Source organism: Variovorax sp. P4_B11, from assembly GCF_056402355.1.
This window is the reverse complement of the sequence record NZ_JBFUHO010000043.1, coordinates 1-19,188: the sequence shown is the minus strand read 5'-3', so window position 1 is coordinate 19,188 and position 19,188 is coordinate 1. Positions and strand designations below refer to the sequence as shown.

Sequence of the window (19,188 nt, the reverse complement as noted above, 5' to 3'; positions counted from 1 at the left end):
AGCGGCACGGAATCCGCTGCCGAGCCGCGTGCAGTGTGCACCCTGGTTTCGGCCCGGTGGCTCAGCCCCCGAGGGCCATGACCGCGGCCACGAGCGCGGTGCCGAGCCCCGCCATGACGAACCCGACCCTCCAGCTGCCGTAGCCCGCGTAGCGGCCGAGGGCCAGCCCGCCGACGAACAGCATCGCGAGTGCGATGGCGCGCGACATGTTCTTCGCCAGTCCGATGTCCTGGATCAGCACGAAGGGCAGCACGACGGGAAAGGTGGCCATGACCACGATCAGGAAGATGGCCAGCGCGGCGAGCAGGTCGTCGCGCAGCAGGGCCGGCCGTTCGGGCACGGACGCCAGCGCGAGAATGCGTCCGCGAGCGGCTTCGAGCTCCTCCGACTCGAGCAAGCTCGCCCCGACCCGCGACAGGGCGCCGGCGATGAGGCGGCGGCCGGCTTCGGGGTCCGCCGCCGCGCGCACGGATCGCACGAGCGTGAGCCACCTTCCGCGGTCGGTGATCGTGCGCACCAGGTACATGACCGCATCGACCAGGCCCCAGGCCAGGTTGCATCCCAGGGCGGCGGCGAACATCTGCCGGAGATCCTCGCGACCGGATTCCGCCACCGACACGGCGCCGACGAAGGTGAGCGCCATGAACAGGCCGAAGAGCATCTCCGACACGCGGTCCACCGGACTCAGCACCGGCTCGCGCACCGTAACGGCGTCAGGGTGTCGTTCGGTCATCGCGTTCTCCTTGGGGGGGCGAGCAGTCGTCGATACATGGCGGCGCGCCGTTTCTTCGTCAGCGCGGGCGCACCGATTCCGCGATGCTCAGCAGGTTGACCGGCTGCACGAGAATGACGCCGCTGCGCGGGCTGTCGATGTCGGCGATGAGCATGAACGCGATGGACATGACAAGGGGCAGGACGAGAAGCAGGGCGCGTTCCTCCTTCGGATCCTTCACGCCGTAACCGACCAGCACATGACAACAGATGCTGATCAGGAGCATGAGGAGCCAAGCGGCGCGGGGAATCCGGTTCCACCAGGCGGCCTGGGTGTAGCCCTGCGAGTTCAGGACGTCGTTCATGCCGATCGTCGCCACGGCCATCGTCGGCGATGGCGCCGCTGCCGCCGGTGCGGCGACCGCAGACCACAGGGCGGCCTGCAACTGCGCGGTGCGGGCGTTGATCTTCACCAGCGCCTCCTCGTCGCGGGTCGTGTAGAACAGGACGCGCTGATCGAAGTAGTCGGCCAGCAGCGCGCGAACCTTGGCGGCATCGACTGCGGGCAGCAAATCGGCCCGCAGGAATTCGGTGCCGATCGCGTTGGCCTCGGCCTCCTCGAGGTTCTTGCGCTGGTCGTAGCGGCTGACGGCCATCGAGAACGTGAAGGCGATGATGAGCCCCAGCAGCGTCAGCGTGGTGGTCTGGATGACGCCGAAGTCGTCGCGCGTGCTTTCCTTGGGCGGCCACCATCGCCTGAACACCAGGACCCCCGTCCATACCGAGCACAGCAGGATCACGAAGGAGGCCACGAAAACTGCCAGCGGGTAGTCCGTCAATCTGGGCATGGGCGCTCCATCGGGGTGCGCGCGCCGGCGGCGCTCTGCGCCCCCAGCGCGCGCTGCGCGATCAGGATCGGAAGTGTCGATTTGAACTGCATGGCGATGTCGGCGCCGGCGACGGCGTCAGAAAGTGACCTTGGTGGAGAACTGCAGGCGGTAGTCGTCCGCTGCCAGCCCGGCCTTGTTCTCGAGCCGGCCCCAGACGAATTCGCTGCCGATCAGCACGTTCTTCTGCAGCGCGTAGAGCAGGTTGACCGACGAATAGCTGCCCTTCTGGAAGGCCGTCGCGAGCTGGCCGCCGGTGTTGTTCTGGCGGTGCTCGCTGTAGCCGATGGAGCTGCTCCACTGGTCGCTCCAGTAGTGGTTGTAGAAGACCAGCCAGCCGACCGAGGTCACGGTCTCGGCCCGCAGGTTGGCGCCCGGCGCCAGGTCGACGCCGCCGTCGTTCATGTAGCTGGCGATCGCCTTGCCGCCGACCAGCTGCCAGCTGAGGCGGTCCTTGCCGAAGGCATTGAGGGCGCCGCTGAGGTTCAGGCCGTAGCCGGTGCGCGTGCCCGAGGGGTCTCCGTCCGGGGCGGCCGGGTTCTGGAAGCCGACCTGGCGCACGATGGCGGCGGAACGGACGTGACCCCAGTCGCGGTCGAGCCGGAGCGACGCCACGGCATCCGGCGCGCGGTTCCAGCCCGTGATGCTGGCGCCGAGCGCAGGGTCGATCCGGTTCACCCGGCCGGTGTCGATCGCCGAGTTGGGGGCCTCCAGAGAGAACGCCATGCGCAGGCCGTCCTTGTCGTAGGGCGAGATGCGCAGCTGCGGGTTGCGCACGAAGACCATGCCGCTCGGTCCCCAGTAGTCGATGGTGCTCGGGAACACATCGATGTCCATGAAGTTCGAGTAGGTCTGGCCGGCGCCGTACATGCCCAGCTCGGCCCAGGCGTTGAGCCAGTGGATCTGTGTCGAGCCGTTGCTGCCGAAGAGATCGAAGCTCAGGTCGGTCTTGATCTCGCCGTACGAGGTGGGGATGAAGGACTTGAAGCCGAGGCTCGACTGCCGCACGCTGAGGACGGTGGTGCCGTCCTTGCCGCAGCCCGGGGAGCCCGGGCAGATGATCGGAATCTGCGAAGGCCGCAAGGTGGCGTTCCAGTCGGGATTCATCCGCTTGAAGTCGTAGATGGCGTCGAGCATCGCCTGGCCGTAGAACTCGACCCGGGCCTTGTCCGCATCGGGCGCGCCGTCCTCGGCGCGCGTGCCCACCGACACCACCGGCGCCCACGCGGCGGTCCCCGATGGGGCCCCCGCCGGCGGTGGCGCCGGCGAAGCGGAGGCAGCGGCAGCGGCAGCGGGTGCCTTCTGTTCCAGCGCAGTCACGCGACCCTGCAGATCCTGGATCGTCTTCAGGGCCTGCTCCAGCAGGGCCTTGAGCTCCTCGTTGGACTGGGCCTGCGCCGGGGGCGCTCCGGCCAGGGCAAGTGCGAGGGCGGCGACGGCCGTGAGTCTGTGCATGGTGTCTTGTTCTTCTTCCGGCGCGCAAGCGGCCTGGAGTCAGTCTCCATTCCTCGCTTGCCGGGCGCGATGCGTTGCGTCAATCGTCGAGCCAGATTCGCCCCGGACAATTGATATTTCTCAATTGAGCGCGTGGCGGCTCCCCTAGCATCGTCGCATCGTCAAGGGGCAGGCCGGCTTCGGCTCCCGCAGGAGACCGACATGAATCGAGCATCGAGAAAATCCGAGGGGGCGCCCCGCCGCCGAAGCCTGCGCCTTCCGTGTGCCTGGCTGGGCGCGGCCGGGCTGGCGGCGCCATTCGAAGCCGGCGCCTCCTTCCTCCCGCACGAGATGATGGCGAGCGCGGCGACCGGGCTGGCCTGGTTCATCATCGTGCTGGTGCCCATTGCCGGGATCGTGCTGTTCTGGATGGTGCATGTCCTGCCCGAGAAGATCGCCCACCAGCGCCACCATCCCCAGCGCGATGCGATCAAGACGCTGTGCCTGCTGTCGCTGGTGTTCGGCGGCATGCTGTGGCCGATCGCCTGGCTCTGGGCCTACGTGAAGCCAATCGGCTACCAGGCGGCCTACGGCACCGAGAAGCACGCGGACTATTTCCACGAGCAGGGCGAGAAGGCGCTGAAGGGCGAGTTGCTGGCCCACGACATCGAGCATCTGCGCGATGAACTCGACGCCATGGATGCCAAGGGCGCGCTGACGGCCGATCTCAAGCGGCTGCGCAACAACCTGGCCGCGGTGGCGCCGCGGGCCGAAGGCGATGCCGCGGCGGCAAGAAATGCGAGCGCCTGATGGAAGCCCTGCTGCTCGGCATCTACGCCTTCTTCGTCTGGCTCATCTTCATCAAGCTGAAGTGGCTGCCGTGGAACACCACGTCGCAGGTCACGGTGGTGATCATTCCGATCGTCGCCCTGACGGCGCTGGTCCTGACGCTGAACGTGGTCGCCCCCTCGTCGGCCGACGTGCGGGTCATCAAGTACGTGGTGCAGGTGGTGCCGCAGGTGCGCGGCCGGGTGCTCGAGGTGCCGGTCGAGCCCAACCGGCTGGTCAAGAAGGGCGAGCTGCTGTTCCGGATCGACCCGACCCAGTACCAGAACGAACTCGATGCCGCCAAGGGCAAACTGGCCGCCGACGAGGCCAAGTTCGCGCAGGCCGGCGCCGCCCTGGTCGACGCCACGGCCGGCGCCCGGCAGTTGCAGGAGCAACTGAAGGCCGCCACGGGGCAGGTCCGGTCGCTGCAGCCGAAGCTGGAGCTGGCCCGGATGCGCGTGCGGCAGAACCGCGAACTGGTCGCCACCGGCGCCGGCGACCGCTTTGCGCTCGAGCAGGCCGAGTCCAACCTGGCCGATCTGCAGGGCCAGCTGTCGACCGCCATCGCCAACGAGGCGCAGGTCTCGCAGAAGCTCTCGGGGCAGGTCAACGGCGAGCAGGCCTCGGTCGCGGCGGCGCGGGCCCAGCTCGCGACCGCCAAGGCCCAGGTCGACATCAGCCGTGCCGAGCTCGGAAATGCGCAGTGGAACCTCGACCAGACGGCGGTCTTCGCGCCGGCCAACGGCTATGCGATCAACGTCCAACTGCGGCCGGGGTCCTACGTGGTGGCGGTGCCGCTGGCGCCCGCCATGACCTTCGTCGAGGAGACCTACCAGGTCATCGCGCTCTATGCCCAGAACGAACTGCGGCTGGTCGAGCCCGGCAACCTGGCGGAGTTCACGCTCAGCACCTACCCGGGCCAAATCATCTCGGCCAAGGTCGATTCGATCGTCTGGGCGCAAGGCCAGGGGCAGGTGGCCCAGTCGGGCACCCTGCCGCAGACCGGCGCCTATCCCCAGGCAGCTGGGCGCTTCCCGGTCAAGTTGATCGTCGACGAGAAGGACCGCGAGCTGTTCCTGGCCGCCGGCGCGGACGGCCAGGGCGCGATCTACACCGAGCACGTGGCGGCGATCCACATCCTGCGGATGGTGATTCTTCGCGTCGGCGCGATCACCAACTACCTTGTCCTGAAGCTGCACTGATGCGCACGCCTTCGCTTCTTCGCGGGATTCAGGTGGCGCTGCTGGCGGCCGCGATGGCGGGCTGTGCGCTCAAGGCCCCGCCGACCACCGCCGAGCTGCAGCAGCAGGCCTTGCCCCAGGCCGCCCCGCCCGAGGCCTACAGGGCCGGCGGCGGTGTCGCGGCGCCGGTGGCCGACGGCTGGCTGGCGGCCTTCGAGGAGCCCGCGCTGACGGCGCTGGTCAACGAGGCCCTGGCCTACAACGTCGACCTGAAGGTGGCGGCGGCGCGGGTCGAGCAGGCGGCCGGGTACGTCAAGGTGGCGTCCGGGGCCTTGCTTCCTTCGGTGGGCGTGGTCGCCCTGGGCGGCGGCAAGTCGGGCGGTGGCGGCGGCCTCGACGGCGTCTTTCTCAACGCGTCGCTGGAACTCGACGTCTGGGGCCGCCTGCGCTATGCGCGGCAGGCGAGCCGCGAGCAGTCCGCGGCGGCCGATGCCGACTACGCGTACGCCCGGCAGTCGCTGGCGGCGATGGTGGCCAAGGCCTGGTTCCTGGCGGTCGAGGCCGGGATGCAGCGCGTGATCGCGCAGGACGCCCTGAGTTCGTCGGAGACCCTGCTGCGGATGACCGAGGATCGGCTGCGTGTCGGCAACGCCAGCGCGCAGGCGGTGGCGCAGGCGCGCGCGAGCGTCGGCCCCTATCGGGATACGCTGAAGCAGGTCGAGCTCGCACGCGAACAGGCGCGGCGCGCGCTCGAACTGCTGCTCGGCCGCTATCCGGCGGCCGAGATCGCGGTCGCCGACCGCCTGTCGCCCATGCCCCCGCCGCTGCCCGTGGGCATGCCGTCGGAGCTGCTCGAGCGGCGGCCCGACGTGGTGGCGGCGGAGCGTCGCGTGGCGGCGGCCTTCGATCGCGTCGGCGAGGCCAAGGCGGCGCAGCTTCCGAGGATCAGCCTGACCGCGGGCGGCAGCAACGTGTCGAGCGAGCTGATCGAGTTGAAGGACGTCAGCAGCCCGGTCTGGAGCCTCGGCGCCAACCTGATCGCACCGCTCTACCAGGGCGGCGCGCTGCGTGCGCAGGTCGAGATCCGGTCGGCCGAGCAGAAGCAGGCGGTGGCGGAGTACGCGCGCGCGGGCCAGAAGGCTTTCGGCGAAGTCGAGAATGCGCTGGGCGCGGAGTCCACGCTGCGCGAACGCGACGCCATCCTCGCGGCGACCGTGCGCGACAGCGCGGAGGCGCTCGAACTGGCCCGGACCCAGTACCGCGTCGGCTCGGTCGACCTGCGCACGGTCGAGCAGGGCCAGCTCGCGCTCTACGCGGCACGTACCGCGCGCGTGCATGTGCAGGCCGAACAGCTGGCCCAGCGCACCAATCTCTATCTGGCCCTGGGCGGCGGCTTCGACCTGCCGGCCATGGCCGCGGCGGCCTCGCCATGATGTACCGAGCGCTGAGCCGGAGGTCCCGGCTCGTGCCGGCAGGGAGTGCTCGCAGAGCACTGCGTCCAACGTCTCGCTTGGAGGTGAAAGAGATGCATACGAAACAGAAATGGCGGCTGATGATGGTCCCGGTGCTGCTCGCCGCGGCCATGGGCTGGGGCAGCGCCCGCGCCCAGGAGATCCCGCTGGTTACCGGCGAGCACTGGACCCGGTCCACGGAGCAATTGAAACGGGTCTACCTGATCGGGCTGGCCAACGTGATGCAGGTCGAGACCGCCTACCAGGCCGGCAATGCGCCGCCCGACAGCCAGAGCCTCATTCCGAGGGCGGTCAGGGGGCTCAGGGGCCAGACGCTCGACACCGTGCGCGACGGGCTCGACCGCTGGTACGCCGCGCATCCGGACCAGCTGCAGCGGCCGATCGTCGAGACCCTCTGGTTCGAGATGGTCGTGCCCGGCCTCTCGAAATAGACCTGACGGAGAACGCCATGAATCGCATTGGACTCATCGTGTCGATCGCCGCGGCCACGCTGGCGACCGCTTGCACCAACATGACGCCGCAGCAGCAGGGAACCGCCAGCGGCGCGGCCATCGGGGCCGCGGCCGGCGCCGGCATCGCAGCCATCTCGGGCGGCAGCGGCTGGACCGGCGCGGCGATCGGCGCCGTCGCCGGGGGAGTGGCCGGCAACATCAAGGGCAGCAAGCAGCAGCAACAGCAACAGCCCCAGAAGCAATGATGCGAGCGGGGGCTCGTCTCGCCGGGGTTGATCGATGTCAAGACGCTCGCCGTGCCCGGTTCCCACAATGACACGATGGGGCTCATGAGAAGGCCCGGCGATCGTCCGTCCACAACAACGCCGTCATCGACGGCACCCTTCCGAGGAGAACGCCATGAACAGCACTCGCAGACATTTTTCGCTCGCCGTCGGCGCCGTTGCCTTCGCCGGCGCGTTCGGCAGCCTCTCGGCACGGGCAGCCGACGATGCCGCCGATGCCAAGGCGCTGGTCCAGAAGGCGCAGGCCACGGTCACCCACTTCTCCGGGAACAAGGACTTCCCCGAGTTCGGCGCCGCCCTGGGCAAGGCCAGGGGCGTGCTGATCTTTCCGCAGATCCTCAAGGCCGGCTTCGTGCTCGGCGGCTCCGGCGGTACCGGCGTGCTGATGGTGCGCGACGAAAAGACCGGCAGCTGGAGCGGTCCGGCCTTCTACACGATGGGCTCGGCCAGCTTCGGATTCCAGGCCGGCGCGTCGGCGGCGGAGATGGTCATGCTGGTGCATACGCAGAAGGCGCTCGACTCGCTCTACGCGAGCAAGGTGAAGCTCGGCGGCGATGCCTCGGTGGCGGTCTGGAAGAAGGGCATGGGCGCCAGTGCCGCGCTCACCGACTTCGTCGCCTATTCCCTGGTCAAGGGTGCTTTCGCCGGATTGGCCGTGGATGGCTCGGTGATCGACGTCCGCGAATCGCTCAACGCGGCCTACTTCGGCAAGCCCGCCACCCCGATGGACATCCTGGCCAAGCACGAAGTCAGCAGCCCCGCGTCCGCGGGCCTGCAGGCGGCGCTGAAGAAGGCCGCCAGGTAGCCACGAGCCCACATTCTTTGAGGGAGCCATGACCATGGATGCAGGAGCGCAGCTTGCGCACAGCCACAAGATCGCGACCCGGGTCGCCGCCGTGCTCCAGAAGCGCACGCAGCTTGCGCAGGAGCAATTCAGTCGCAGGGTGAGCCAGGCGGTGGAGAAGGCCGGCGGCGACGCGCTGGCCCGGTCGATGGCCTCGATGACCCCGCAGGGCTGGGCCCAGTACGCCGTCGATGCCGCGCAGCGGTCGCTTCTCTTCTGGGATACCTTGTGGAAGCGCGGCAACAACTTCGTCGAGCGGTCCTCTCAGGGCCTGAAGCCGGTGCTGCATTTCGACTCCGAGATCGTGCTCGACGGGCGCACGTTCGCGCGCCCGGTGAACTATGCGCTGCTGCGCATCACGCCGCCCGAAGGCGTGGTTGTCGATCCGAAGCTGCGGCCCTACCTGATCATCGATCCGCGCGCCGGCCATGGGCCAGGCATCGGAGGCTTCAAGGACGATTCGCAGGTCGGGGTCGCGCTGCGCGCCGGCCATCCGGTGTATTTCGTCATCTTCTTCCAGGAGCCCGAGCCGGGCCAGACGCTGCTCGACGTCTGCAGCGCGGAGCAGCAGTTCGTGAAGAAGGTGCGGGCGCTGCATCCACGCAGTGCCAAGCCGGCCATCATCGGCAATTGCCAGGGTGGATGGGCGGCGATGATGCTGGCCGCCTCGGACCCCGACGACACCGGGCCGATCGTCATCAACGGCGCGCCGATGTCCTATTGGAGCGGAGCCTGGAACGAGGGCGAGGGCGACAATCCGATGCGCTATGCGGGGGGCATCCTGGGCGGCTCCTGGGCGGCGTCGCTGGCGGCCGACCTCGGCAACGGCAAGTTCGATGGCGCCTACCTGGTGCAGAACTTCGAGAACCTGAATCCGGCCAACAGCCTGTGGGACAAGTACTACCACCTGTTCGACCAGGCCGACACCGAGCCGCCACGCTTCCTGGACTTCGAGCGCTGGTGGGGCGGCTACTACCTGATGAACCGCGAGGAGATCGAGTGGATCACCCGCAATCTCTTCGTCGGCAACAAGCTCTGGTCCGGCGACGTCAAGGCCGCCGGCGGCAAGGCCTTCGACCTGCGCGACATCCAGGCGCCGATCGTGCTGTTCGCATCGATGGGGGACAACATCACGCCGCCGGAGCAGGCCTTCAACTGGGTGGCCGACGTCTACGGCAGCACGGCCGAGATCAAGGCCCGCGGCCAGGTCATCGTCGGGCTCCTGCACGAGAGCATCGGGCACCTGGGCATCTTCGTGTCCGGCACCGTGGCCAGGAAGGAGCACGCCCAGATCGTCTCGGTGCTCGACAGCATCGAGATGCTGCCGCCGGGCCTCTATGGCATGGCGATCAACGAGCGCAAGGGTACGCGTGGCGAGCCCGCCTACGACGTGGAGTTCCGCGAGCATCGGCTGGAAGACATCACGGCCCATCTCAACCGCTTCGAGCGCGCCGACGAAAAACCCTTCGAGGCGGTGGCGGCGATCTCGGACTTCAACCAGCGGGCCTATGAGCTGTTCGCGCGGCCGCTGGTGCAGTCGATGTCGAACGACTACACGGCCGAGCTCCAGCGGGCGTTCCATCCCTTGCGCTTGCAGAACTGGTCGGTCTCGCGCCTGAATCCGTGGCTGTCATGGATCGCACCCGCCGCCGAGGCGGTCCGGTCGGATCGCCAGGCCGTGGCCGCCGACCATCCGCTGCGCCAGGGCGAGAAGCTGGGCGCCGAGCTGATGAGCGCTTCGCTCGACCTGTACCGCGCACTGCGCGATGCGGCGAGCGAAGCTCAGTTCTTCTCGATCTACGCCAACATGCCGTCGCTGCAGGTCGCCGACGAGGCGAGAGGGAAGGCGGCGCCCGGAACGGTCGAGGTTCGCGATCTGCCGCAGGTCAGGGACGCGCTCGCCGCGATCGAACAGGGGGGCTATGTCGAAGCGCTCGCGCGCGTGGCCTTCCTGACGGCGCGCGACGACGGCGAGGCGCTGCCGCTGTCGCGGCTCGAGATGCGGCAGGAACTGGTCGGCGCCTATGCGGACTTCCTGCCGGACGTCTCGCCGCATCAATGGCGCACCATCCGCGGCGTGCAGGAGATCATCGCGCGCTGCGAACCGGACCAGGCCGTGGCGACATTGCCGGCCCTGCTGGCGGATCCTGCCGACCGCGAGCGCCTGCTGATGCTGGTGGACAAGTTGACGGCTGACCGTCGGGTGCTCGCGGCCGGGCCGACCGCCGAGCAGGCGGCGATGGTGGCCCGCATCCGGGCCACCCTGGGCGACGCGGAACGCAAGAGGACTCGGCCGGCGCTTGTGGCTCGCGCCGAGGCCGGGCCGGCGCGCCGGACGCCGGCACGAAAGAAGAAGGTCGCGTGATGAGCACCGCAGTGCGCGGCACGGAGGCCACCCAATGAGCGCGAAGCACGAGAAGTACCAGCGCCTGATCGACGCCTGCCAGGGCATGCCGCCGACGCCGACGGCCGTCGTGCATCCGTGCGACCAGAGCTCGCTCGAAGGGATGCACGAGGCCGCGAAGCTCGGATTGATCGCGCCGATCCTGGTCGGGCCGCGGGCACGCATCGAGGCCCTGGCCAAGTCGCTCGGCGTGGACATCTCCGGCTATCCCATGGTCGATGCGCCCTACAGCAAGGCGGCGGCGGAAGCGGCGGTCCAGCTGGTGCGCGAGGGCAAGGCCGAGGCGCTGATGAAGGGCAGCCTGCACACCGACGAACTGATGGGCGCCGTGGTGAAGCGCGATGGCGGCCTGCGCACCGCGCGCCGCATCAGCCACTGCTTCGTGATGGACGTGCCCAGCTACGAGCAGGCCCTGATCATCACCGACGCGGCCATCAGCATCGCGCCGACACTCGAGGACAAGGTCGACATCGTGCAGAACGCGATCGACCTGGCGCATGCCTTGCAGTTCGAGGACGTGCGGGTGGCCATTCTCTCGGCGATGGAGACGGTCAATCCCAAGGTGCCTTCGACCATCGAGGCCGCCGCCCTGTGCAAGATGGTGGACCGGCACCAGATCACCGGCGCGGTGGTCGACGGCCCGTTGGCGCTCGACAATGCGATCAACCTGGAGGCCGCGAAGATCAAGCAGATCGATTCGCCCGTCGCCGGACGCGCCAACGTGCTGGTGGTGCCGGACCTCGAAGCCGGCAACATGCTGGCCAAGAGCCTGTCCTTCCTGGCCGGTGCCGATGCGGCCGGCATCGTGCTCGGCGCGCGGGTGCCGATCATCCTGACCAGCCGGGCCGACTCGCTCATTGCGCGGCTGGCGTCCTGCGCGGTCGCGGCGATGGTCGCCAAGGCCCGCCGCGAGAGCACCGCGGTGCTGGGATGAGGCCATGACCGACGTCATCCTGGTGCTGAACGCGGGCTCGTCGAGCATCAAGTTCAGCGCCTTCGCGATGCGGGGCCAGGCGCTCGATCTGGTCCTGCGCGGCCAGGTCGAGGGGCTCTTCACCGCGCCGCGGTTCGCGGCCGTGGACGGCCACGGCGCGGAGGTCGGCGCCAAGGCGTGGGGCGAGGGGGTCGAGCTGGGGCATGCGGGCGCCATCGGCCACCTGGCGACCTTCCTGCGGGAACACCGCGGAGGCTATGCGCTGGCCGCCGTCGGCCACCGCGTCGTCCATGGCGGACTGGGGTTCTCGCAGGCGACACGGGTCACGCCGGCGGTGATCTCGGCCCTCCGGACGCTCATTCCGCTGGCTCCCCTGCATCAGCCGCACAACCTCGAGGCCATCGAGGTGGTCGCGAAGCAGCGGCCGGACCTGCCCCAGGTGGCCTGCTTCGACACGGCCTTCCATCGCGCGCAACCCGAGGTGGCCCAGGCCTTTGCGCTGCCCTCCGCGATCACCGCCCTCGGCGTGCGGCGCTACGGCTTCCACGGCCTGTCCTACGAGTACATCGCCAGCGTGCTGCCGCAGTTCGATCCGAAGGCGGCGGCGGGCCGGACGATCGTCGCGCACCTCGGCAACGGCGCCAGCATGTGCGCGATGTCCGCCGGCCGCAGCCTCGCCAGCACCATGGGATTCACCGCGGTCGACGGCTTGCCGATGGGCACGCGCAGCGGCAATCTGGATCCGGGCGTGATCCTCTACCTGCTGGACGAAATGCGGATGGATGCGCGCGCGGTCGAGGAGCTGATCTACAAGAAGTCCGGGCTGCTGGGCGTCTCCGGCCTGTCGAGCGACATGCGGGTGCTGCTGGCCAGCGACGACGCCCGCGCCCGCTTCGCCATCGATCTCTATGCCTACCGGATCGGGCGCGAACTCGGATCCCTGGCTGCCGCGACGCAGGGCATCGACGCGCTGGTGTTCACCGCCGGGATCGGCGAGCACGCAGCGGCACTGCGCGAGCGCGTCTGCCGCGACGCCGCCTGGCTCGGCGTCGAGCTCGATGCGCAAGCCAACCGGTCCGACGGGCCGCGCATCAGCACGCCGTCGAGCAAGGTCTCGGCATGGGTGATCCCCACCAACGAGGAGTGGATGATCGCCCGACATACCCACCAAGTGATCGCTTCAGGGAGTGACGATGACCATTGAATTGCCACGCCCGCTGCTCAAGGGCGCCAAGGTGCTGGTCTGCGGGATCGCCAACGAGCACTCGATCGCCTACGGCTGCGCAGCGGCCTTCCGCGAGCTGGGCGCGGATCTGGCCATCACCTACGCCGGCGAGAAGGCGAGGGCCCATGTCGAGCCGCTGGCGACCGCCCTGGCGGCGCCGATCCTGATGCCGCTGGACGTCTCCAAGGCCGGCGAGCTGGAAGCGTTGTTCCAGCGGATCGAGCGTGAATGGGGCCGGCTCGACGTGGTGGTGCACTCGATCGCATGGGCACCGAAGGAGGACCTGCAAGGGGGGCTGCTGCAATGCTCCGCCGAGGGCTTCGCCCAGGCGATGGACGTCTCGTGCCACTCCTTCGTGCGGATGGCCCGGCTGGCCGCCCCCTTGATGAAGGACGGCGGCACGATGTTCACGATGTCCTACCACGGCGCCAACAAGGTGGTCCCCAATTACAACGTGATGGGGCCGGTCAAGGCCGCCCTCGAGGCGTCGGCCCGCTACCTGGCCTATGAGCTCGGCCCCCAGGGCATCCGGGTGCATGCGATCTCCCCCGGTCCGCTCAAGACCCGGGCGGCCGGCGGGCTCAAGGACTTCGACCTGTTGCTCACCGAAGCGGCGCAGCGCGCTCCGCTCGGCGAGCTGGTCGACATCATGGATGTCGGCTTCACCTGCGCGTTCCTTGCGACGCCTTACGCGCGGCGGCTCTCGGGTGAAACGCTCTACGTCGACGGCGGCGTTCACATCATGGCGTAGCAACGTCTGCTTCCAAGGAGATTCGAGATGGCACGGCTGTTGTTGGGAAATATCGAAAGCGGCACCACCGACGAGGAGGTCAAGGCCTTCCTGCTGAAGTACGGGTTTCCGGCCTTCGACGAGATTCAGCATGTCCCGGGCGCCGGCACGCGGCCTGCGGTGGTGCTGACCTTCCGCGATGTGCATCCGGACGGCCTGCACAAGCTCAAGGAAAGGATCCACAACATGTACTGGAGGAAGGGCCGGATCAATGCGCAGATCCTGAGCGACGACTTCGCCTGACCGGAGGAACGCGCCATGGGACTCATCGGCCGCCTGTTCGGCGACAAGGAAAAGCACGCGCCGCGGGACGAGGAAGTCGAGCGCATGATCGCTCGCGTCATCGACCTGAGCCCGCGGCTGCGATTGGCGCAAGGCCATGAAGAGCGATTGAGGTCGGCGATCGCGCAGGCGGCGGAACACCTGCGCGAGCTGGTGGCGGCGTTTCCTTCGCCGCACGCCTTGAGCCCGGCAAGCTGGGCCGCCGACTCCTATGTTCGCGCGTTCTTCGGCGCTGCGGACGATGTCGGACCGACACTCGGCCGCTCGACCGAATTGGCCAGCTTGTTCGATCAGCAGCCAGGCCTTGCGCAGGCCTATGCCGTGCTCGGGATGGCCATGAACGAGCGCCGCACGCTGGGCGTTGCGCAGGAAGGCGATGTCACGCGCTCGGATGTTCCGCAGACCACGTTGAGCTTCAGCGATCACCAGATCAGGATCTGCGGCGCGACGGAGGCCGAGCTCAGGCAGGAGATCCGGCGCCGGATGGTCGACCAGCTGGCGATCGAGGCGCTGGCCGGGATCGCCGCGGACACCGCCCGTCGTGACGACCTGGAGCAGGAGCGCGCACTGGTCACGGCCCGGTTGCGGCTCTTGGGGCGGCAAGGTGTCGGCATGCAATCGGTGCTCGGCGGCGACGCCGAGGTGGATGCCGGCGAACTGGCGCGCCTGCGCGCGCAGCGCGAGGAGAACGACCAGGCTCTCAAGCGCCTGGGCTCGCGTTCCGAGGCGCTGGACCGCCAGCTCGACCGCATGTGCGAGGTGTTCGCGGACGCCAGGAACCTGATTCGCGTCACCCCCAGGACCCTGCGCCTGAGCCGGATGAATGTCGTTCTGCCGGCGCAGGGAACGGAGGATGGCCACACGCTCGATCTGGAAATCGCCCGGGTGCCGGGCGACCCGCCGAGCGAGCGCGCGTTCGCGCTGGTGCGGGTGGCCAGGGTCGACGTGCCGAAGCCCCGGAACCTGCTGGACGAAGCCGCGAGGCTGCTGTGAGTCGAAACAACTGATGGAGGCAATCATGTCGAAGAGCGAAAAGAAGGAGCACCCGGGAAAGGCCGCCCACAAGGACGACGCCCATGAACCGGCCCCGCAAGTGAGCGAAGACGACGCCAAGAGCTCGGCGCACAAGCCGCTGTCGAGAAAGGAATACGACAAGGCGATGCGGGAACTCCACGTCGAGCTGGTCAAGATGCAGCAGTGGGTGCAGCACGCCGGGCTCAAGGTCTGCGTGCTCTTCGAGGGGCGCGACGGTGCGGGCAAGGGGGGCACGATCAAGGCGATCACCGAGCGCGTCAGCCCGCGGGTGTTTCGCGTCCTCGCATTGCCGGCCCCGACGGAGCGCGAGAAGTCCCAGATCTATCTGCAGCGCTATATCCCCCATCTGCCGGCCGCGGGCGAGGTCGTGATCTTCGACCGCAGCTGGTACAACCGCGCCGGCGTCGAGCGCGTCATGGGGTTCTGCACCGACGCGCAGGTCAAGGCCTTCCTCGCCGCGACGCCCCTCGTGGAGCGGGCGATCATCGACTCCGGCGTGATCCTGCTGAAGTACTGGCTCGAGGTCAGCCCCGAGGAGCAGACCCGCCGGCTGGAGGCCCGCATCGAGGACGGGCGCAAGGTCTGGAAGCTGACGCCGATGGACCTCAAGTCCTACAGCCGCTGGTACGACTACTCGCGCGCGCGCGACGAGATGTTCAAGGCCACCGACCTGCCGACGGCGCCGTGGTTCATCGTGCGCTCCGACGACAAGAAGCGCGCGCGCCTGAACCTGATCAAGCACCTGCTGGCGCACGTGCCCTATCAATCCGTGCCCCGCGAGAAAGTCAAGCTGCCGAAACGGCAGGCGAGCGGCGACTACCAGGAACTGGATCACCCGTTCCGCTACGTCCCCGAGGTCTTCTAGCCATGGACGACCCGGCGGACTCCCCGTCGGCCCCGGCTCTTCCGGCGACCGTGCTGCTGCGCGATGGCCGCCGGGTCAGCGTGCGCGAGATCCTTCCCGGGGACAAGGAGGGACTGCAGGCCGCCTTCGAGCGCATGTCGCCGGACTCGCGCTACACGCGCTTCATGGCCACGATGCGGGAGATCCCGGACACCCTGCTCGAGGCGGCGACGCACCCGCGGCCGGACCGGGAGTTCGCGCTGGTCGCGGTCGCCGGAGAGGGCCCCGGCGAAGCCATCATCGGCGGGGCGCGCTATGCCTCGGAGCGCGGCAGCGACAGCTGCGAGTTCGCCATCGCCATCGTCGACGGCTGGCAGGGCCAGGGCCTGGCGCCGCGGCTCATGGAGATGCTGATGGCAGCGGCCGAGGCGCATGGATTCCGGTCCATGGAGGGCTATGTGCTGTCGGCCAATGCGCCCATGCGCGGGCTCGCCAAGCGACTCGGCTTCCATGAATCGCAGTGTCCCGGCGATGCCACCGTGCGGGTGGTGAGGCGCGCTCTCGGCCCGGGCCATTGAGCGCACTCAGGCATCCGCCTGTCCCGGCTCCGGAGCCTCGTCTTCCCAGTCTTCCCAATCGACCGGGTGGCTGCGCAGGTAGCCGCGCACGGCTTCGCCGAGCGTCGGGTAGAAGCGCTCGGGGCCCAGGCGCGCGAAGAGGCCGAAGCGCTTGAGCTTGTCCTTCACCGGGTCCTTCATTTCGGCGAAATTCAGCTCGATGCCCTCGGCGAGCAGCGTGTCGTCGAGTTCCGCCAGGATGTCGGCGGCGGTCACGTCGACGCTCGTCACCGGTTCGGCCGCGACCACGATCCGGCGCACCGGCGTGGGTGAGCTCGCCACCGCCGCCAGCACCTGGTCGCGGAACAACTCCGCATTCGCGAAGAAAAGGGGCGCGTCCCAGCGGAACAGCACCAGGCCCGGGATGCGGTTGGCCTCGGGATAGCGCTCGATGTCGTGATAGCCCTTGATGCGGTCGACCCGCCCGAGCACGGCGGAATGGGGACGCCAGCCGTCCCAGAGGAATTCGATCACCGCGATGACGACCGCGATGCCGATGCCGGGGATCGCGCCGAACAGCGCGACACCGGCGAAGCAGACCATCGAGAGCCAGAACTCCCACTGCTGGATGCGATAGATGCGGCGCAGGTCGGCGACTTCGATCAGGCCGATGGCCGCCGCGATCACGACGGCCGCGAGCGCCGCGCTGGGCAGGTTCTGCAGCAGGTTCGGCGCCACCAGCAGCAGCGCCGTGATGGCCAGGGCGCCGACCACGCCGGTGAGCTGCGTGCGCGCGCCGGCGGCCTCGGCCACCGGGGTGCGCGATGCGCTGCTGCTGATCGGCATGCCCTGGAAGAACCCGGCGGCGAGATTGGCGGCGCCGAGGCCGATCATTTCCTGGTTCGGGGCGGGCGGCGTGCCCATCCTCGCGGCGTACACGCGCGAAAGCACGCTGGTGTCCGCGAAGGACACCAGCGCCACGGCCAAGCCGCCGAGCAGCACCGGCGTGATGTCGGCCACGCCGATGACCGGCAGGCTGGGTGCCGGCAGGCCCTGGGGCAGGGCGCCCAGCACCGAGATGCCGGCGCGCGCGGCAAGGTCGAACGCATGGGTGGCCACCGTGGCCACCACGACCGCGAGCAGCACGGCCGGGACCCGCGGCCGCCGCGACAGGACAAGAATGGCGGCGAGCGTTGCGGCTCCGATCGCGAGCGCGGTCGAATTCGGCTTGCCGGCCAGCAGGCCCTGGGCAAAGGCCCAGAGCTGGCGATGCGGGCCTTCGGCGTCGACCGAGAAGCCGAACAGCTTCGGCATCTGGCTCACGATGACCGTGAGCGCGATCCCGTTCATGTAGCCATAGCGGATCGGCTTCGAGAGCAGCTCGGTCACGAAGCCGAGCCTGGCGAGGCCGGCGCAGATGCAGACCACGCCGGAGACGATGGCCATGGCGCTCGCGAGGGCGATGGCACGCAGGGGATCGCCCGCGGACAGCGGCGCCACGACCGCCAGGATCAGGGCCGCGAGTGCCGAGTCGGGTCCCAGCACGAGGATCCGGCTGGGTCCGAACAGCGCGTAGGCGAGCAGCGGAACGATGGTCGCGTAGAGGCCGTAGATGCCGCCGACCCCCGATGCCTCGGCATAGGCGATGCCGGCCGGCACCAGCATCGTGGTCAGGACCAGGCCGGCGACGAGGTCATGCCGCAGCCAGGCGAGTTCGTAGGTGCGCAGCGTCCGCCAGCCCGGCAGCCAGCGCAGCGGCGACGGGCCGTCGCTGTCCCGGGGAGAGTGGTTCACGGCGGAGCCCCGAGATGTCCGAGGCGCATCTCAGTGCTCCACCACGTGATCGCGTGACCCGCGACGCATGAAACCGGCGCAGCCAAATGCCAGGGATACCGCGGAACCGGCTTTGCCGGGCCGCCGGTATCGCCCCCCTTGAGGGGGGAGGCGCCGCAGGCGCTTCGGGGGGTGTTTCATTTCAGCTTCCGGGCACGATCGCCTTGCGCCAGCCCGGATCTGGATCGAAGCGCGTCAAGGCGCGCGCGGCGGCGTCGCTGCCCGGCCCCAGGTCTTTCTCGTAGACGATGCCGTCGTGGCTGACCAGGAAGCTCATCACGCCGGTCTCGCCGTAGCGCACGGGCCATGCGACGAGCGCGAAACCGCCCCGCATCCGGCCGCCGATCACGTAGTCGTAGGCCCCGCCCGGTGCGTCCTTGCCCTGGGCCTTGAGGATCTTGAAGTGATAGCCGTGGTAGCCCTCGCCGGCCGTGCGGGGGGCATACAGCGGCCCGAGCGGGCTCTCGTCCTGTCCGGCCGCGTCGGGCCAGTACAGGCCATCGTGCTTGCCGGGTGAACTGGCGAACTTCTGCGCGTACTCGAGCACGCCGTTGCCGTCCCGGTCCTTCTGCGCGTATTCCTTCTGGGCATCGAAGTAGGCCAGCGCCGCCTGCATGGCGGCGAGTTCGTTGCGGCCGATGCGCCGGCTGCGCATGGCGTCGGCGCCCGCACGCGGATCGAAGCGCCAGCCGGCGGCGGTCTTGACGATCGGCACCGGCAAGGTCCAGTCGCCTTCGCCGGCCGCAAGCACAGCCTTGCCCGGATTCTCGAGAATGACCTGGTGCCGCTTGGCCCACGCGCCGAGAAAGGTGTAGACGTCTTCCGCGTCGATGCCGGCTGGCGGAACGAAGCGCCGCCAGTCGGGCCCGAGCACCGTGCCCAAGGCTGCGGCATCGACGCGCGAAACCGCATCGACGAACGCTTGCGCGGCCGCCTCCGGTGTCGGATAGGCGCGCTGCGCGAACGAGGCTCCCGAGGCGAGAGAGAGCGTGATGGCCACGGCCGCCGCGAAGCGTTTGAAGAGGATGGCGTTCAGGAGCGAAGTCCCGAAGCGCTGGAGGGGTGTCGATTGCGCCATGTGTGTCTCCTGTCAGCGGCCACGGCCGCCGCCGCCGCCGCCCCGCCCACCGCCGCCACCGCCGCCGCCCATCCGGGCGCCGCCGCCTCCGCCCGCGCTGGGGCGCGCTCCAC

19 protein-coding genes are annotated in these 19,188 nt (G+C 69.1%); 14 read left to right on the top strand and 5 right to left on the bottom strand.

Annotation, left to right across the window (positions count from 1 at the left end; translation table 11 throughout):
• Positions 1 to 61 precede the first annotated feature (61 nt).
• The 3 genes from AC1DYD_RS28985 to AC1DYD_RS28975 all read right to left on the bottom strand — a co-directional run bounded on the left by AC1DYD_RS28985 (position 62) and on the right by AC1DYD_RS28975 (position 3,053).
• Entirely contained in the window at positions 62 to 733 is a 672-nt protein-coding gene (locus tag AC1DYD_RS28985; RefSeq protein WP_478176207.1) for a hypothetical protein, read from the bottom strand.
• Positions 734 to 791: 58 nt separating this feature from the next.
• On the bottom strand, positions 792 to 1,559 hold the full coding sequence (locus AC1DYD_RS28980) for a bestrophin-like domain (protein WP_478176206.1): 768 nt from the start codon (positions 1,557 to 1,559) through the stop codon (positions 792 to 794).
• Between the two features lie 117 nt (positions 1,560 to 1,676).
• Positions 1,677 to 3,053: a DcaP family trimeric outer membrane transporter gene (locus tag AC1DYD_RS28975; RefSeq protein ID WP_478176205.1), complete on the bottom strand. Its 1,377-nt coding sequence runs from the start codon at positions 3,051 to 3,053 to the stop codon at positions 1,677 to 1,679.
• A 201-nt stretch (positions 3,054 to 3,254) separates the two neighbouring features.
• Between AC1DYD_RS28975 and AC1DYD_RS28970 the strand changes: the two genes are divergently transcribed.
• The 14 genes from AC1DYD_RS28970 to AC1DYD_RS28905 all read left to right on the top strand — a co-directional run bounded on the left by AC1DYD_RS28970 (position 3,255) and on the right by AC1DYD_RS28905 (position 16,185).
• A complete protein-coding gene (locus AC1DYD_RS28970) occupies positions 3,255 to 3,842 on the top strand; it encodes a DUF3302 domain-containing protein (protein WP_478176204.1) in 588 nt (195 codons plus the stop codon).
• On the top strand, positions 3,842 to 5,062 hold the full coding sequence (locus AC1DYD_RS28965; protein ID WP_478176203.1) for an HlyD family secretion protein: 1,221 nt from the start codon (positions 3,842 to 3,844) through the stop codon (positions 5,060 to 5,062). The genes AC1DYD_RS28970 and AC1DYD_RS28965 overlap by 1 nt, the downstream gene beginning before the upstream one ends.
• Positions 5,062 to 6,474: an efflux transporter outer membrane subunit gene (locus tag AC1DYD_RS28960; protein WP_478176202.1), complete on the top strand. Its 1,413-nt coding sequence runs from the start codon at positions 5,062 to 5,064 to the stop codon at positions 6,472 to 6,474. Before AC1DYD_RS28965 ends, AC1DYD_RS28960 begins: the two co-directional genes overlap by 1 nt.
• 92 nt (positions 6,475 to 6,566) lie before the next feature.
• Positions 6,567 to 6,944 carry a hypothetical protein gene (locus AC1DYD_RS28955; RefSeq protein WP_478176201.1) on the top strand — a complete coding sequence of 126 codons (378 nt, stop codon included), beginning with the start codon at positions 6,567 to 6,569 and terminating at the stop codon, positions 6,942 to 6,944.
• Between the two features lie 17 nt (positions 6,945 to 6,961).
• On the top strand, positions 6,962 to 7,210 hold the full coding sequence (locus AC1DYD_RS28950) for a YMGG-like glycine zipper-containing protein (protein WP_478176200.1): 249 nt from the start codon (positions 6,962 to 6,964) through the stop codon (positions 7,208 to 7,210).
• Between the two features lie 154 nt (positions 7,211 to 7,364).
• Positions 7,365 to 8,054, top strand: a complete 690-nt coding sequence (locus AC1DYD_RS28945; protein ID WP_478176199.1) for a lipid-binding SYLF domain-containing protein — start codon at positions 7,365 to 7,367, stop codon at positions 8,052 to 8,054.
• A gap of 34 nt (positions 8,055 to 8,088) precedes the next feature.
• Positions 8,089 to 10,458: a DUF3141 domain-containing protein gene (locus tag AC1DYD_RS28940; RefSeq protein WP_478176248.1), complete on the top strand. Its 2,370-nt coding sequence runs from the start codon at positions 8,089 to 8,091 to the stop codon at positions 10,456 to 10,458.
• A gap of 34 nt (positions 10,459 to 10,492) precedes the next feature.
• Positions 10,493 to 11,431 (top strand): phosphate acetyltransferase, encoded by a 939-nt coding sequence (locus AC1DYD_RS28935; protein ID WP_478176198.1) that lies wholly within the window; start codon positions 10,493 to 10,495, stop codon positions 11,429 to 11,431.
• Positions 11,432 to 11,435: 4 nt separating this feature from the next.
• Complete coding sequence (locus AC1DYD_RS28930; protein ID WP_478176197.1) at positions 11,436 to 12,635, top strand: acetate/propionate family kinase; 1,200 nt, start codon at positions 11,436 to 11,438, stop codon at positions 12,633 to 12,635.
• On the top strand, positions 12,625 to 13,407 hold the full coding sequence (gene fabI, locus AC1DYD_RS28925; RefSeq protein WP_478176196.1) for an enoyl-ACP reductase FabI: 783 nt from the start codon (positions 12,625 to 12,627) through the stop codon (positions 13,405 to 13,407). Before AC1DYD_RS28930 ends, fabI begins: the two co-directional genes overlap by 11 nt.
• Positions 13,408 to 13,434: 27 nt before the next feature.
• Positions 13,435 to 13,689 carry an RNA-binding protein gene (locus tag AC1DYD_RS28920; RefSeq protein WP_478176195.1) on the top strand — a complete coding sequence of 85 codons (255 nt, stop codon included), beginning with the start codon at positions 13,435 to 13,437 and terminating at the stop codon, positions 13,687 to 13,689.
• A gap of 15 nt (positions 13,690 to 13,704) precedes the next feature.
• Complete coding sequence (locus AC1DYD_RS28915) at positions 13,705 to 14,721, top strand: hypothetical protein (protein ID WP_478176194.1); 1,017 nt, start codon at positions 13,705 to 13,707, stop codon at positions 14,719 to 14,721.
• Positions 14,722 to 14,746: 25 nt separating this feature from the next.
• A complete protein-coding gene (gene ppk2, locus AC1DYD_RS28910; RefSeq protein ID WP_478176193.1) occupies positions 14,747 to 15,628 on the top strand; it encodes a polyphosphate kinase 2 in 882 nt (293 codons plus the stop codon).
• 2 nt (positions 15,629 to 15,630) lie between these two features.
• Complete coding sequence (locus AC1DYD_RS28905) at positions 15,631 to 16,185, top strand: N-acetyltransferase family protein (RefSeq protein ID WP_478176192.1); 555 nt, start codon at positions 15,631 to 15,633, stop codon at positions 16,183 to 16,185.
• A 6-nt stretch (positions 16,186 to 16,191) separates the two neighbouring features.
• Here the strand turns inward: AC1DYD_RS28905 and AC1DYD_RS28900 are convergent, their stop codons facing one another.
• Both AC1DYD_RS28900 and AC1DYD_RS28895 read right to left on the bottom strand, forming a co-directional pair.
• Positions 16,192 to 17,958 (bottom strand): SulP family inorganic anion transporter, encoded by a 1,767-nt coding sequence (locus tag AC1DYD_RS28900; RefSeq protein WP_478176191.1) that lies wholly within the window; start codon positions 17,956 to 17,958, stop codon positions 16,192 to 16,194.
• Between the two features lie 181 nt (positions 17,959 to 18,139).
• The gene (locus AC1DYD_RS28895; RefSeq protein WP_478176190.1) at positions 18,140 to 19,075 is read right to left on the bottom strand and encodes a DUF2950 domain-containing protein; all 936 of its coding nucleotides are present in this window, start codon (positions 19,073 to 19,075) and stop codon (positions 18,140 to 18,142) included.
• Between the last annotated feature and the right edge of the window lie 113 nt (positions 19,076 to 19,188).

What these genes read in the sequence shown, in the direction of transcription:
- AC1DYD_RS28950 (WP_478176200.1), top strand. Translation starts at nt 6,962, where the DNA reads ATGAATCGCATTGGACTCATCGTGTCGATCGCCGCGGCCACGCTGGCG.
- AC1DYD_RS28955 (WP_478176201.1), top strand. Translation starts at nt 6,567, where the DNA reads ATGCATACGAAACAGAAATGGCGGCTGATGATGGTCCCGGTGCTGCTC.
- AC1DYD_RS28905 (WP_478176192.1), top strand. Translation starts at nt 15,631, where the DNA reads ATGGACGACCCGGCGGACTCCCCGTCGGCCCCGGCTCTTCCGGCGACC.
- AC1DYD_RS28975 (WP_478176205.1), bottom strand. Translation starts at nt 3,053, where the DNA reads ATGCACAGACTCACGGCCGTCGCCGCCCTCGCACTTGCCCTGGCCGGA.
- AC1DYD_RS28935 (WP_478176198.1), top strand. Translation starts at nt 10,493, where the DNA reads ATGAGCGCGAAGCACGAGAAGTACCAGCGCCTGATCGACGCCTGCCAG.
- AC1DYD_RS28985 (WP_478176207.1), bottom strand. Translation starts at nt 733, where the DNA reads ATGACCGAACGACACCCTGACGCCGTTACGGTGCGCGAGCCGGTGCTG.
- fabI (WP_478176196.1), top strand. Translation starts at nt 12,625, where the DNA reads ATGACCATTGAATTGCCACGCCCGCTGCTCAAGGGCGCCAAGGTGCTG.
- AC1DYD_RS28915 (WP_478176194.1), top strand. Translation starts at nt 13,705, where the DNA reads ATGGGACTCATCGGCCGCCTGTTCGGCGACAAGGAAAAGCACGCGCCG.
- AC1DYD_RS28945 (WP_478176199.1), top strand. Translation starts at nt 7,365, where the DNA reads ATGAACAGCACTCGCAGACATTTTTCGCTCGCCGTCGGCGCCGTTGCC.
- AC1DYD_RS28920 (WP_478176195.1), top strand. Translation starts at nt 13,435, where the DNA reads ATGGCACGGCTGTTGTTGGGAAATATCGAAAGCGGCACCACCGACGAG.
- AC1DYD_RS28960 (WP_478176202.1), top strand. Translation starts at nt 5,062, where the DNA reads ATGCGCACGCCTTCGCTTCTTCGCGGGATTCAGGTGGCGCTGCTGGCG.
- AC1DYD_RS28895 (WP_478176190.1), bottom strand. Translation starts at nt 19,075, where the DNA reads ATGGCGCAATCGACACCCCTCCAGCGCTTCGGGACTTCGCTCCTGAAC.
- AC1DYD_RS28930 (WP_478176197.1), top strand. Translation starts at nt 11,436, where the DNA reads ATGACCGACGTCATCCTGGTGCTGAACGCGGGCTCGTCGAGCATCAAG.
- AC1DYD_RS28940 (WP_478176248.1), top strand. Translation starts at nt 8,089, where the DNA reads ATGGATGCAGGAGCGCAGCTTGCGCACAGCCACAAGATCGCGACCCGG.
- AC1DYD_RS28970 (WP_478176204.1), top strand. Translation starts at nt 3,255, where the DNA reads ATGAATCGAGCATCGAGAAAATCCGAGGGGGCGCCCCGCCGCCGAAGC.
- ppk2 (WP_478176193.1), top strand. Translation starts at nt 14,747, where the DNA reads ATGTCGAAGAGCGAAAAGAAGGAGCACCCGGGAAAGGCCGCCCACAAG.
- AC1DYD_RS28965 (WP_478176203.1), top strand. Translation starts at nt 3,842, where the DNA reads ATGGAAGCCCTGCTGCTCGGCATCTACGCCTTCTTCGTCTGGCTCATC.
- AC1DYD_RS28980 (WP_478176206.1), bottom strand. Translation starts at nt 1,559, where the DNA reads ATGCCCAGATTGACGGACTACCCGCTGGCAGTTTTCGTGGCCTCCTTC.